At 41.3% G+C, this 12,277-nt stretch carries 13 protein-coding genes; 1 reads left to right on the forward strand and 12 read right to left on the reverse strand.

The genetic code is table 11. From position 1 onward, the window contains the following. Window positions 1–230 precede the first annotated feature (230 nt). From rpsR to ACQKIC_RS03955, 6 genes are all read right to left on the reverse strand, one after another. The gene (gene rpsR, locus ACQKIC_RS03930; protein ID WP_053348323.1) at window positions 231–470 is read right to left on the reverse strand and encodes a 30S ribosomal protein S18; all 240 of its coding nucleotides are present in this window, start codon (window positions 468–470) and stop codon (window positions 231–233) included. A 45-nt stretch (window positions 471–515) separates the two neighbouring features. Beyond that, window positions 516–1,046 carry a single-stranded DNA-binding protein gene (gene ssb / locus ACQKIC_RS03935; RefSeq protein ID WP_427591667.1) on the reverse strand — a complete coding sequence of 177 codons (531 nt, stop codon included), beginning with the start codon at window positions 1,044–1,046 and terminating at the stop codon, window positions 516–518. 68 nt (window positions 1,047–1,114) lie between these two features. Beyond that, window positions 1,115–1,399, reverse strand: a complete 285-nt coding sequence (gene rpsF, locus ACQKIC_RS03940; protein ID WP_402869958.1) for a 30S ribosomal protein S6 — start codon at window positions 1,397–1,399, stop codon at window positions 1,115–1,117. Between the two features lie 172 nt (window positions 1,400–1,571). Next, window positions 1,572–2,672 (reverse strand): redox-regulated ATPase YchF, encoded by a 1,101-nt coding sequence (ychF, locus tag ACQKIC_RS03945; RefSeq protein WP_402869955.1) that lies wholly within the window; start codon window positions 2,670–2,672, stop codon window positions 1,572–1,574. 167 nt (window positions 2,673–2,839) lie between these two features. After that, window positions 2,840–3,037 carry a DUF951 domain-containing protein gene (locus ACQKIC_RS03950; RefSeq protein ID WP_402869952.1) on the reverse strand — a complete coding sequence of 66 codons (198 nt, stop codon included), beginning with the start codon at window positions 3,035–3,037 and terminating at the stop codon, window positions 2,840–2,842. Between the two features lie 22 nt (window positions 3,038–3,059). Next, the gene (locus tag ACQKIC_RS03955) at window positions 3,060–3,899 is read right to left on the reverse strand and encodes a mechanosensitive ion channel family protein (RefSeq protein WP_402869949.1); all 840 of its coding nucleotides are present in this window, start codon (window positions 3,897–3,899) and stop codon (window positions 3,060–3,062) included. Between the two features lie 392 nt (window positions 3,900–4,291). Between ACQKIC_RS03955 and yyaC the strand changes: the two genes are divergently transcribed. Next, complete coding sequence (gene yyaC / locus ACQKIC_RS03960; RefSeq protein WP_402869946.1) at window positions 4,292–4,924, forward strand: spore protease YyaC; 633 nt, start codon at window positions 4,292–4,294, stop codon at window positions 4,922–4,924. A 93-nt stretch (window positions 4,925–5,017) separates the two neighbouring features. Here the strand turns inward: yyaC and ACQKIC_RS03965 are convergent, their stop codons facing one another. The 6 genes from ACQKIC_RS03965 to mnmE form a co-directional block, all read right to left on the reverse strand. Next, a complete protein-coding gene (locus ACQKIC_RS03965) occupies window positions 5,018–5,878 on the reverse strand; it encodes a ParB/RepB/Spo0J family partition protein (RefSeq protein ID WP_402869943.1) in 861 nt (286 codons plus the stop codon). Continuing rightward, window positions 5,871–6,632, reverse strand: coding sequence for a ParA family protein (locus ACQKIC_RS03970; protein ID WP_402871289.1), 762 nt, complete (start codon window positions 6,630–6,632; stop codon window positions 5,871–5,873). The genes ACQKIC_RS03965 and ACQKIC_RS03970 overlap by 8 nt, the downstream gene beginning before the upstream one ends. A gap of 232 nt (window positions 6,633–6,864) precedes the next feature. Further along, entirely contained in the window at window positions 6,865–7,731 is an 867-nt protein-coding gene (gene noc / locus ACQKIC_RS03975) for a nucleoid occlusion protein (RefSeq protein ID WP_402869940.1), read from the reverse strand. A gap of 351 nt (window positions 7,732–8,082) precedes the next feature. Beyond that, the gene (gene rsmG, locus ACQKIC_RS03980) at window positions 8,083–8,799 is read right to left on the reverse strand and encodes a 16S rRNA (guanine(527)-N(7))-methyltransferase RsmG (protein WP_427591666.1); all 717 of its coding nucleotides are present in this window, start codon (window positions 8,797–8,799) and stop codon (window positions 8,083–8,085) included. A gap of 31 nt (window positions 8,800–8,830) precedes the next feature. After that, window positions 8,831–10,717, reverse strand: a complete 1,887-nt coding sequence (gene mnmG, locus ACQKIC_RS03985) for a tRNA uridine-5-carboxymethylaminomethyl(34) synthesis enzyme MnmG (protein WP_427591665.1) — start codon at window positions 10,715–10,717, stop codon at window positions 8,831–8,833. A 21-nt stretch (window positions 10,718–10,738) separates the two neighbouring features. Next, window positions 10,739–12,124, reverse strand: coding sequence for a tRNA uridine-5-carboxymethylaminomethyl(34) synthesis GTPase MnmE (gene mnmE, locus ACQKIC_RS03990; RefSeq protein ID WP_402869932.1), 1,386 nt, complete (start codon window positions 12,122–12,124; stop codon window positions 10,739–10,741). Window positions 12,125–12,277: the final 153 nt, after the last annotated feature.

Genomic DNA, 12,277 nt, shown 5'->3' on the forward strand with positions numbered 1-12,277 from the left:
CTTTAAAAATAGGAGTTCTCTTCATTGTTAGTTAAATTTTTTTTGCAAAACAGGCCGATCACGAATTTTAAATACAATAACTAGCTAAAATGAAGCAAATCACGTAGAAACTGTAGAACGAAGATGAAGGAAGTTGGGGCTCGCATCGTTTTTTCAAATGAAAAAGGACCATTTGGGCAAATATACAAAAAAGCACATCAAGGATTTCTCCTCAATGCGCTCCGTTGTTATTATTCACCTGATACGTATGGAAGTAATGCCATAGTACGTGAGCGTTTAATAGCAATCGTTAATTTACGTTGATATTTAGCGCTAGTGCCAGTCACACGACGTGGTAAGATTTTACCGCGTTCTGAGACGAATTTTTTAAGAAGGTCTGTATCTTTGTAATCAATTTTAGTGATACCGTTTGATGTGAAATAACAAACCTTTTTACGCTTACCGCGTCCTTTACGTCCACCCATTGCCATAATAATTTCCCTCCCTGCTTTAGGATTTTCGTTTTAAACAGCTGTTTAAAACGGAAGATCGTCATCTGAAATGTCGATGGTTTTACCGTCATTTGCAAATGGATCATCGTCTACACGAGTGTAGTTGTTGTTATTCCGTTGATTCTGATTAGGATTTTGTCCATACGAATTTTGATCATTGCCGCCATTATTGTTGTTATAGCTTTTTTGACCGCCACCGTAAGAACCGCCATCATTTCTTTCACCCGCTGAACTGCTTCGTGGTTCAAGGAACTGAACACTCTCAGCCAGAATCTCCGTCACATACACGCGTTTGCCGTCTTGTCCTTCATAATTACGCGTTTGGACACGTCCATCCACGCCAGCTAAACTACCTTTTTTCAAGAAGTTAGCCACATTTTCTGCCGGTTTACGCCAAACTACACAATTAATGAAGTCCGCTTCACGTTCACCTTGTGCATTCGTAAAAGTACGATTCACTGCTAAAGTAAAGGTAGCCACTGCAACTCCATTAGGTGTATATCGTAATTCAGGATCTTTAGTTAAGCGTCCTACCAAAACTACGCGATTCATCATCAGAATCAACCCCTAGTTTTCAACCTTGCTTACAAGAAGCTAGATTAGAATTTATATTAAATATTGAATTAAACGTCTTCTCTAGTAGCCATATGACGGATAATGTCTTCACTGATTTTAGCAAGACGATCGAATTCTTGGATCGCAGCACTTTCAGCGTTAACTTTAAGAAGCATGTAGTAACCATCACGGAAATCATTGATTTCGTATGCAAGACGGCGTTTACCCCATTCTTTTGCTTCTACTTCCGCACCATTATCAGTAAGGATTGTGTTGAAACGTTCAACTAAAGCTTTTTTAGCTTCTTCCTCAATGTTTGGACGGATGATATACATAATTTCGTATTTTCTCATCACTGTCACCTCCTTTTGGTCTAAGCGGCCCATTTGGGCAAGGAGCAATTTTTTATAATTACTCACAAGAATAAATTATAGCATAGTTAAACTAGGTTTGCAACGAGTGTCGAATGTATCTTCCTATAGTATAAAGAGACTCCGCAGAATGAATCTGCGGAGTCTCTTTATATTATACGTTAAAGCGGAAGTGGACAACGTCTCCGTCGTTCACTATATATTCTTTACCTTCTAGTCGTACTTTTCCTGCTTCTTTTGCTGCACTATGGCTACCTGCTTCTAGCAAATCATCATAAGCGACGACTTCGGCACGAATGAAGCCACGTTCGAAGTCTGTATGGATGACACCCGCACATTGAGGAGCCTTCATACCTTTACGGAACGTCCAGGCACGCACTTCCTGCACTCCAGCCGTAAAGTAAGTGGCCAACCCTAATAGATTGTATGAAGCACGGATCAATTTATCAAGACCTGACTCTTCGATGCCTAGCTCAGATAAGAACATTTCCTTTTCTTCACCTTCAAGCTCGGCTATTTCCTCTTCGATTTTGGCGCAAATTACGATAACTTCTGCATTTTCCGTCGCGGCGTATTCCCGGACTTGTTGCACGAACTCATTATCAGTCGCATTTGCCACTTCATCCTCACTTACATTTGCCACGTAAAGCATTGGTTTCGCTGTTAGGAGGTGCATGCCTTTCACGATTTTCAACTGTTCCTCAGTGAATTCGACTGAGCGTGCAGGCTTTTCAGCTTCTAAAGCTTCTTTCAATGCAACAAGAATCTCATGTTCGGCCACGGCACCCTTATCTTTTTGTTTAGCCATCTTTCCAACACGATCGATGCGCTTGTCCACAGATTCAAGGTCAGCAAGAATCAATTCAAGATTGATGACTTCGATATCATCAATCGGATTTACTTTTCCTGAAACGTGAGTGATGTTATCATCAGCGAAGCAACGAACAACCTGACAAATCGCATCTACTTGGCGGATATGGGATAGGAATTTATTGCCTAGACCTTCCCCTTTACTCGCTCCCTTTACAATCCCAGCAATATCTGTAAACTCAAATGCCGTTGGCACGGTTTTTTTCGGTTGGACCAGTTCAGTCAATTTTTGCAGACGATAATCGGGTACTTCTACAATTCCGACGTTTGGGTCGATTGTACAGAAAGGGTAATTCGCCGATTCAGCACCTGCCTGAGTAATTGCATTAAACAAAGTGGATTTACCTACGTTAGGCAAACCGACTATACCAGCTGTTAAAGCCATTTATATTTCACTCCTTCAAGATAATTCGTTCATAAGTGTTACTAGATAAATCATTACTAAAGATACACCCAATACCTAAACCTTTCCCAATTATAGATTTCACTTCCTGAAAAGACAAGTAAATCATTGAGAGACAGAAATGCCATCTATACATGGAAAAAGCATGATCACTCCTCATGCTTTAGTAAAACTTTTTTCATTTTCTTGGAAAACTCACGCCGGGGCAACATTACGCTGTGTCCACAACCTTCACATTTAATCCGGATATCCATGCCCAATCGGATGATTTTCCACTTATTGATTCCACATGGGTGTGGCTTTTTCATTTCGACAACATCATTCAATGCAAATTCTTTTTCTTCCATAAACATGTGGCCCCCCCAGCTTTTATGACTCACTGCCTTTGTAAGTAGATTGGATTCCACTTTCTTCAAGGGCAGTACTGATTTCTTTCCTCAATATCCTACTCATTTCAGAATGGCGCATTGGCTTTGTTTCAGCCGTCACACGCAATACGATTTCTTCTGGAGTAATTGTCTCGATTCCCAGTAACTCAGGGTTTCTGACTAAATCATCATATTTTTTCGCTAAACCACCTAAGTGTCGGATTAATACCTTTTCAGCAAGTTCAACGGATCCGTCATGAGGGATGGTCACATCCACCACAGCCTTACTGTTCAATATGGAGTAGTTTGTTACTTGCGTGATGCTCCCATTCGGTATGAGATGCAATTCCCCTTTACTACTCTTAATCTTGGTTGTGCGTAGCCCAATTTCAAGGACTTCACCCTCAAAAGTATTGATTTTAATATAATCACCGACAGAGAAATGATCCTCGAAAATGACGAAGAATCCTGTAATAATATCCTTGACCAAACTTTGGGCTCCAAACCCTACTGCGAGTCCAATAATTCCAGCCCCAGCAAGTAAAGCCTTCACATCGAGTCCGCAAATTTCAAGGATCATAATCAAGGATATGAAATTCACAACATATGTAATGACGTTCTCGAGTAACTTAATGAGCGTCGTTTCTCTCCGCTCCGAGACACGGAGGGGGGTTCTGGTTCGGACCAGAAAAAATTTATTTAGCACCGTCTTTCCTATTCTTATAATAATACGCGATAAGAGGAGAACAAGGAAGATTTTAATAATTCCCTCACCTAACATCAGCCATACTTTTTCATCCAAAATTTCTTCTGTAATTTTACTATATGTAGCGTTTTCCATGCTTTCCTCCTACTCTATCTTTTGCAAATTACTAAAGGGCCCACCGTTTTTCCTGTTGAACTTATTCTCTCTACCCTACGGCCGAGGATGTAATCCAGTATAGGAGAAGTTTTGTTTGTAATATCATTAAATTAAAGGTTTCTGTATAAAAATAACATGGGTATATAGTAAAGAAATTAGAAATTTTTTTCCATTTCAAAACATGATCTTTTTACTATAAATCGCTATGCAACTAGCAACGAGGTAGAGGAAAGGACAGAATCACATTTGCCCTTCAGCCAATTAGCTGTTCTTAATAATTAATTCCCCCCTCAATTTAACCTATATCCCGTATATTTTTTCCTTTTCAACCGTATACTGTTAACACAAAACAAAGTAAAGGAGTGGAGCCGATGAATCTTAATTCTAATCTATTTAATAACAAAACTAGATTAAGTCGTATCCTGCATGAAGATGCGGACGCAACCAATCAAATTTCCCAGGAATTACTCAATCTCTTGCCTTCAGGAAAGCTTCAGCCTATCGTTTTTGTCTGCATTGGCACAGATCGTTCTACTGGTGATTCCCTCGGTCCACTTGTCGGTACCCTACTTCAAGAAAAATCCGAACTAGGTGCTTCTTCATTCCATGTGTATGGGACACTCGATAACCCTATACATGCGATGAACCTGCAGGAAAAGTTAGATGAAATCAAAAAAGTCCATGTGAATGCATTTATCGTTGGCATAGATGCCTGCTTAGGTAAACTAAAGAGCGTGGGGATTGTCCAACTCGGTAAAGGACCAGTGAAACCTGGTGCTGGTGTCAATAAAGACCTACCAGCCGTTGGGCATGCCCATATTACAGGCATCGTGAATGTCAGTGGGTTCATGGAATTCATGGTCCTACAGAACACACGGCTTAACCTGGTTTTAAAAATGGCCAAAACTATAGCCGAGGGCATTCATGAAGCACAACGACATTATCCTGCCAAGCCATCCATCACCCCATTTACCTGGTCATTCAAAAAGGAAAAAACACTTTAATAATGATACTTATAAAAAATAAAGGAAGGGACATCCCTTCCTTTATTTTTTATGCATACATAGTGGGACAAGAAACATTAGAGTCCATGGTTCCTATGAGGAGATGTTTTCTTGGTCGATTAAGTCTAGTATTCTATCTAAGTCTTCTTTTGAAAAGAATTCTATTTCTATCTTCCCTTTTTTCTTGCTTTGTTTTATGGTCACGCTGGTCCCAAGTTTCTCCCGTAGTATGGACTCTCTTTGTTTGATGAATATATCTTTTTTTGGTTGTTTGGCATTCTTCGTTTCACGTGAAACAGTATCATTCAACTGATGGATATAATTCTCCAGCTGCCGAACGTTCATCGTTTCTTTGAGGATTTTATCTATGACAGACTTAAGCAGCTCTTTTTTCTTTAATCCTAGCAATGCACGCCCATGCCCCATGGAGATCGTGCCCTCTGATATATAGTTCCTGATCTCTTCAGGCAAAGAGAGCAAGCGGACATAGTTAGCTATGTGAGGCCGGCTTTTTCCAAGACGGTGTGCTAATTGCTCTTGAGTGAAATTTAACTTTTCGAGCAACGTTTGATAAGCTGCCGCTTCCTCAATCGGATTCAAATCTTCCCTCTGTAGGTTTTCCAATATCGCCAGTTCCATCATCTGCTGTTCATTTAACTCCCTGACAACGACAGGAACCGTTTTTAAACCGGCTTCCTTAGCCGCACGGCATCGTCTTTCTCCAGCTACAATTTCAAATCCTCTAATACTTTTCCGGGCAATAATCGGTTGAAGGATCCCATGCTCCAAAATTGACTGCTTAAGTTCTTCAATCGCTTCGGGGCGGAAGTTTTTTCGCGGCTGATGGGGATTGGGCCTTAATTCCCTCAATTTGATTTCCTGAACAGTTTCATCCTTGCTGACTTCCACATTAGGAAAGAGTGCGTCGAGTCCCTTTCCAAGTCCTTTAGCCATTTGAGACCACTTCCTTTGCCAATTGTAGATAGACCTCCGCACCGCGTGATTTCGGATCGTAAATGATAATCGGTTCCCCATGACTCGGTGCTTCACTCAGACGAACATTTCGGGGAATGATAGTTTGATATACCTTATCCTGAAAGTATTTTTTCACTTCCTCAATCACTTGAAGACCTAGATTCGTTCTGGCGTCCAACATCGTCAGCAAAACACCTTCGATCTTTAAATCATGATTTAAATGCTTCTGCACGAGACGGACCGTATTCAACAGCTGGCTCAATCCCTCCAATGCGTAATATTCACATTGTACGGGAATCAAAACGGCATCGGCTGCCGTCAAGGCATTCAGTGTGAGCAAGCCCAGTGAAGGTGGACAATCGATGACGATGTAATCGAACTGACTTTGCACCTCTTCTAATGCACGCTTCAATCGAATTTCCCTGGAGATGGTAGGTACCAACTCAATTTCCGCACCCGCTAATTGGATTGTGGCAGGTATGGCATATAAGTTTTCAACCTTTGTTTCCAAGATTACGGTACTGGCTTCGACATCATCTACCAATACATCATAAATACACTGTTCCACATCTGCTTTATCAATACCAGTGCCGCTAGTCGCATTACCCTGAGGGTCTATATCGACCAACAAGACTTTCTTTCCTATATATGCAAGGCAAGCACTGAGGCTGACCGAAGTTGTCGTTTTTCCAACACCGCCCTTTTGATTGGCAATGGCAAGAATCTTCCCCACGAATTCACCTGCTTTCAACAATCTCATCTATCTTAAACGTACTATATTTCTTCTATTTTATCATGAATAATGATGAAGGAACTCGAATTCTTAAATTCGACGAAAAATTCGGTATTCTTTTAAATTAGTCAAAAAATGCAGTTTTTGGAGATAAATATTTCGTTTTTTTCACTGCGAATCACAAGAAAAAAGCTTGGTAATCGATGACTACCAAGCGGGGGATGATACCAGATTAAGACTTTTTCTTTGGAATTTTTATCGTAAACTGATAATATTCCTCGAATTCCTCTTCTTCTGCATCCAGGTTTATGCCATTATCCGTTACCATGGTCAGCGATTGGCGAATCGTGTTAACCGCAATCCTCATGTCCCTACTAAATGCCTTGCGTTTCGGCTTTGGCTTTGAATGATCCTTTGTACCAGTAAGAAGCTTGACAACCAGCTCTTCCGTCTGCTTGACGTTTAAACCTCTTTCAATGACTTCTTGAAGCAGCTTGACTTGATTTTCCGGGTTTTTCAACGGAATCAGCGAACGGGCATGACGTTCCGTAATCTGTTTTTGAAGCAGTGCTTCTTGGACTTCCTGTGGCAATTTTAACAACCGAAGTTTATTGGCAACCGTCGATTGGCCAATTCCCAATCTTTGAGCGAGTGCTTCCTGCGTTAAGTTATGGAGCTCAATTAATTTCCCATATGCTAACGCTTCTTCAATCGGTGTCAATTCTTCACGTTGAAGATTCTCTATCAACGCTACTGAAGCCGTTTCTGTATCCGTGAAATCTTTAATTATGGCTGGTGCCAACTCCCAACCAAGCTTTTGCATAGCACGAAAACGACGCTCACCTGCAATGATTTCATACTTTCCTTGACCATATGCCCTAACTACAATCGGTTGAATGATACCATGTGTATGAATCGTCTGAGCTAGTTCCGAGATTTTATCGTCGTTAAATACAGTCCTTGGTTGAAATCGATTTGGCACAATATCAGAAATGGAAATTTTCCTTATTTCTTCATTATTATTGCTTGGTGCCTCCATCTCAAGTTGCTGTTCTTCTTTTTCGCCAAACCTTAAGAAACGCGAAAAAGGATGCTTCATCTTCCTACACCACCTTTTAAAACTCCCAAATAACATATTCTCTATGGAAAGAACAAGTCCTCCATACATTTCCCGACATGAAAATACATATCGACCATTGCTGTATAACCATGTCGACTGGCGTCACCAATGCATTTCCATAGCCTAAATGTCTTGCTAATATTAATAGTAGACGCCTGTCTAAGATTATTTCCCCGCCGATTTAAGAGTCCCCAACTTTTTCCCACCAAACTGGTTCACTGGGACAGCTTACATTAAATAAAATGGAAATTATATTATTTATAGTAAAGGAAAGGATCGTAAAGTGCTAGTCGTGTATGAATCGTGATAAACAGACTATTCACGTACCGGTCATTCTATAGGTTGTTTATTCGGTGTACCTGGTTTTCTTGGATATTTTTTTGGAGTCTTCTTCACTTTTTTCACCGTAATGATATTTCGCTCACTATTCTCTTCTGGCAATATGAACGGGTATATTTCCTCAATTTTCCCACCTAATGTGAAGATTGCCTTTTTTCCTGTATCCATCTCATCATGGGCACTGGCCGCTTTCATCGCAATGAATGTCCCATCCGTTTTAACAAGGGGTAAACATAGCTCGCTCAAAACAGACATTCTTGCCACCGCTCTTGCCATAACAACATCATAGGTTTCACGATGTTCCGGTTTCTGAGCAAATGTTTCGGCACGATCATGATAAAACGATACGCCTGACAATTGTAAAGAGTCAGCAAGATGGTTTAAAAAAGAGATGCGCTTATTCAAAGAATCAACGATTGATACATGAATATCCGGGAAACAGATCTTCAAAGGGATACTCGGGAAACCAGCTCCGGCACCCACATCGCAAATACGATGAGGCTTGTTGAAATCGAAGTAAAAAGCTGCGCTGATCGAATCATAAAAATGCTTTAAATAGACTTCTTCTTTATCGGTTATGGCCGTTAGGTTCATCTTTTCGTTCCATTCCACCAATAAATGATAGTACATATCAAATTGCTCAAGCTGGCGTGGAGAAAGTTCAATGCCTTTCTCCTGCAGCGCTTGTTGGAATTGCTCAATATTCATGATTACTTCAATCCTTTTCGGGTATTTCCGTTTACTTAGAAATTCTAGCGATCTTTCCTTGTTCTAAATAAACTAGCAAAATAGAGACATCAGCAGGGTTCACACCTGAAATCCGTGAAGCTTGGGCAACGGATAGAGGGTGTACCTGTTTTAATTTTTGGCGAGCTTCCGTAGCCAATCCATTGATTGCATCGTAATCGATGTTTTCTGGGATTTTTTTATTCTCCATTTTCTTGAGGCGGTCAACCTGCTGTAAGGATTTTTCAATATATCCTTCATACTTGACCTGGATTTCGACTTGTTCCTTCACTTCATCACTTAGGTCGACATCACTTGGAGCAAGCTTTTGAATGTGGGAATAATCCATTTCTGTCCGCTTCAATAAATCCGAAGCGCGAATCCCATCTTTTAGTTCGCTCCCACCACTTGCGATGATAATCTCCTGCACCTCTTGAGTAGGTTTAATGAAGGTGGATTTCAACCGTTCTCGTTCTGCCTCCACGGCCTCTCTCTTTATATGGAAACGATTATATCGCTCTTCTTTGATCATTCCAATTTTAAAACCGATTTCGGTCAGGCGTAAGTCTGCATTATCATGACGTAACAGTAAGCGGTATTCTGCACGAGAAGTCAGCAGGCGATAAGGCTCATTCGTACCTTTTGTCACAAGATCATCGATTAAAACGCCAATATATGCATCTGACCGGCTTAGAATCAGTTCTTCTTTTCCCAATGCCTTCAAGCCAGCGTTAATACCAGCCATTAATCCTTGGCCCGCCGCTTCTTCATAACCTGATGTCCCATTGATTTGACCTGCTGTATACAGGTTTTTCACTTTTTTCGTTTCCAATGTTGGCCAAAGTTGTGTCGGCACGATCGCATCATATTCAATCGCATATCCTGCACGCATCATCTCAGCCTTTTCAAGACCTGGTATGGTCTGAAGGATCCTAATTTGGACATCTTCGGGAAGGCTCGTAGACAATCCTTGTACATATACTTCTTTGGTATTGCGCCCTTCCGGTTCCAAGAATATCTGATGGCGTGGCTTGTCATTAAAGCGTACAACTTTGTCTTCTATCGATGGACAGTAACGAGGGCCAGTCCCTTTAATCATCCCAGAATACATTGGGGAACGGTGTAGATTCGCATCAATGAGCTGGTGAGTTCCTTCATTTGTATACGTTAACCAACATGGCAATTGGTCGGTGATGTATTTTGTCGTTTCAAAGGAAAAAGCACGTGGAACTTCATCACCCGGCTGTATTTCCGTTTTACTGTAATCAATAGAAGAACTATTGACGCGCGGAGGCGTTCCTGTTTTGAACCGGACCAAATCAAAGCCCAACTCTTCCAAATGCTCGGAAAGCCTGATGGATGGTTGCTGATTATTAGGACCACTTGAATATTTTAGTTCCCCTAAAATGATTTCACCCCGTAAATAGGTCCCAGTCGTAATAACGACAGTTTTCGCACGGTAAATGGCACCCGTTTTTGTGATGACACCTTTACAAACGCCATCTTCAACAATCAATTCCTCAACCATTCCTTGAATTAACGTTAAATTCGGCTCATCTTCTATCGTCTTTTTCATTTCTTGCTGATAAAGAAACTTATCTGCTTGTGCACGTAAAGCACGAACGGCCGGACCTTTCGCTGTATTTAACATTCTCATCTGAATGTGCGTTTTATCGATATTTTTACCCATTTCGCCGCCTAAGGCATCAATTTCCCGGACCACAATCCCTTTTGCCGGTCCTCCAACAGAAGGGTTGCATGGCATAAAGGCAACCATATCTAAGTTGATGGTGATCATCAATGTTTTGGCACCGACTCTAGCAGATGCAAGACCCGCTTCACTACCTGCATGGCCTGCCCCAACTACGATGGCATCATAGTTTCCTGCTTCATATTGCATATCATTTTCCTCCCTCTACGCTTACTTTCCTAGACAAAATTGTGAAAACAATTGATTGATTAAATTATCCTGGACACTTTCACCAATAACTTCCCCGAGTAATTCCCATGCCTTTGTGAAATCGATCTGAACTAAGTCAATCGGCGTTCCCATCTCGATTGCTTCCATGGAATCCTCGATCGATTGCAAGGCCTGTCCGAGCAGCGCAATATGACGGGCGTTGGAAACATAGGTAATGTCCCCCGCTTCCAAAGAGCCCTCGAAGAATAAAGAAGCAATCGCTTCTTCCAATTCATCGACACCTTCATCTTCCAGTAAAGATGTAGTGACTATTTTGTGTGCTGCTGCCTTTTCCTTAACCTGCTCCATATTGATTTTCTGTGGCAGGTCCGTTTTATTGATAATGACGATGACATCCATTCCTTCGACTGCTTGGAACAGCTTTTCATCTTCCGGCGTAAAGTCATCGGAGTAATTTAAAACGAGTAAAATCAGGTCCGCATCTTTTAATACCGCCCGGGAGCGTTCCACGCCAATCCGCTCAACGATATCTTCCGTTTCACGAATACCAGCTGTGTCGACAAGTTTTAGCGGCACCCCACGCACATTGACATACTCCTCAATAACGTCTCGAGTTGTCCCTGGGACATCGGTAACGATTGCCTTATTTTCATGCACTAAGCTGTTTAGCAAAGACGATTTTCCGACATTCGGACGCCCGATGATAACCGTCGCCAAGCCATCCCGCAAAATTTTTCCTTGCTGGGCCGTCCTGAGAAGTTTTTCAATCTCTGCCTTGACATAACTGCCCTTTTCCAAAAACAATCGATGTGTCATTTCTTCAACATCATCATATTCTGGGTAATCTATATTCACCTCGACCTGTGCGAGAGTCTGTAATATTTCGTGTCGCAGCTTTTGAATTAATTTCGAAAGCCGCCCTTCCATTTGACCCAACGCAACATTCATCGCTTTATCCGTTTTAGCTCGGATTAAATCCATGACAGCTTCTGCCTGAGAGAGATCGATTCTCCCATTCAAAAAAGCTCGTTTCGTGAATTCACCAGGCTCTGCCAAGCGTGCTCCCTGTGAGAGGATAAGCTGTAAAACCCGATTAACCGAAACGATTCCACCATGACAATTTATTTCAACGACATCTTCTCTCGTAAACGTTTTAGGACCTTTCATGACAGAAACCATAACCTCTTCTATGACTTCTCCAGTTTTAGGTACAACCAAGTGCCCGTAATGAATGGTATGTGAATCCACTTTCCGTAAACTTTTACCGCTTGGTCCTTTAAATATTCTATCGGCTATTTCTATGGCCTCATCACCGCTGATTCTTACGATGGCAATTGCCCCTTCCCCTAAAGGAGTTGAAATGGCGGTGATTGTATCGAATTCCATGCTTTCACCTCTTGTATATTAATGTTTCTCTAATTTATTTGATAAACAAAAATCTTGAATCCCTAAATTACAACAATAACACAGTATAATCATGAAAAAAAGTAGATACTCCTTCCTTTCAAGAGTTATCCACATGCCTTAAAACCTTATATT

Origin of the sequence: Peribacillus sp. NPDC046944 (assembly GCF_050272735.1) — a bacterium.
GTDB lineage: Bacteria > Bacillota > Bacilli > Bacillales > DSM-1321 > Peribacillus.

Bases quoted from the DNA above. Each gene is read 5' to 3' on its own strand.
- rpsR (WP_053348323.1), bottom strand. From the start codon at position 470: ATGGCAATGGGTGGACGTAAAGGACGCGGTAAGCGTAAAAAGGTTTGT.
- ssb (WP_427591667.1), bottom strand. From the start codon at position 1,046: ATGATGAATCGCGTAGTTTTGGTAGGACGCTTAACTAAAGATCCTGAA.
- rpsF (WP_402869958.1), bottom strand. From the start codon at position 1,399: ATGAGAAAATACGAAATTATGTATATCATCCGTCCAAACATTGAGGAA.
- ychF (WP_402869955.1), bottom strand. From the start codon at position 2,672: ATGGCTTTAACAGCTGGTATAGTCGGTTTGCCTAACGTAGGTAAATCC.
- ACQKIC_RS03950 (WP_402869952.1), bottom strand. From the start codon at position 3,037: ATGGAAGAAAAAGAATTTGCATTGAATGATGTTGTCGAAATGAAAAAG.
- ACQKIC_RS03955 (WP_402869949.1), bottom strand. From the start codon at position 3,899: ATGGAAAACGCTACATATAGTAAAATTACAGAAGAAATTTTGGATGAA.
- yyaC (WP_402869946.1), top strand. From the start codon at position 4,292: ATGAATCTTAATTCTAATCTATTTAATAACAAAACTAGATTAAGTCGT.
- ACQKIC_RS03965 (WP_402869943.1), bottom strand. From the start codon at position 5,878: ATGGCTAAAGGACTTGGAAAGGGACTCGACGCACTCTTTCCTAATGTG.
- noc (WP_402869940.1), bottom strand. From the start codon at position 7,731: ATGAAGCATCCTTTTTCGCGTTTCTTAAGGTTTGGCGAAAAAGAAGAA.
- rsmG (WP_427591666.1), bottom strand. From the start codon at position 8,799: ATGAATATTGAGCAATTCCAACAAGCGCTGCAGGAGAAAGGCATTGAA.
- mnmG (WP_427591665.1), bottom strand. From the start codon at position 10,717: ATGCAATATGAAGCAGGAAACTATGATGCCATCGTAGTTGGGGCAGGC.
- mnmE (WP_402869932.1), bottom strand. From the start codon at position 12,124: ATGGAATTCGATACAATCACCGCCATTTCAACTCCTTTAGGGGAAGGG.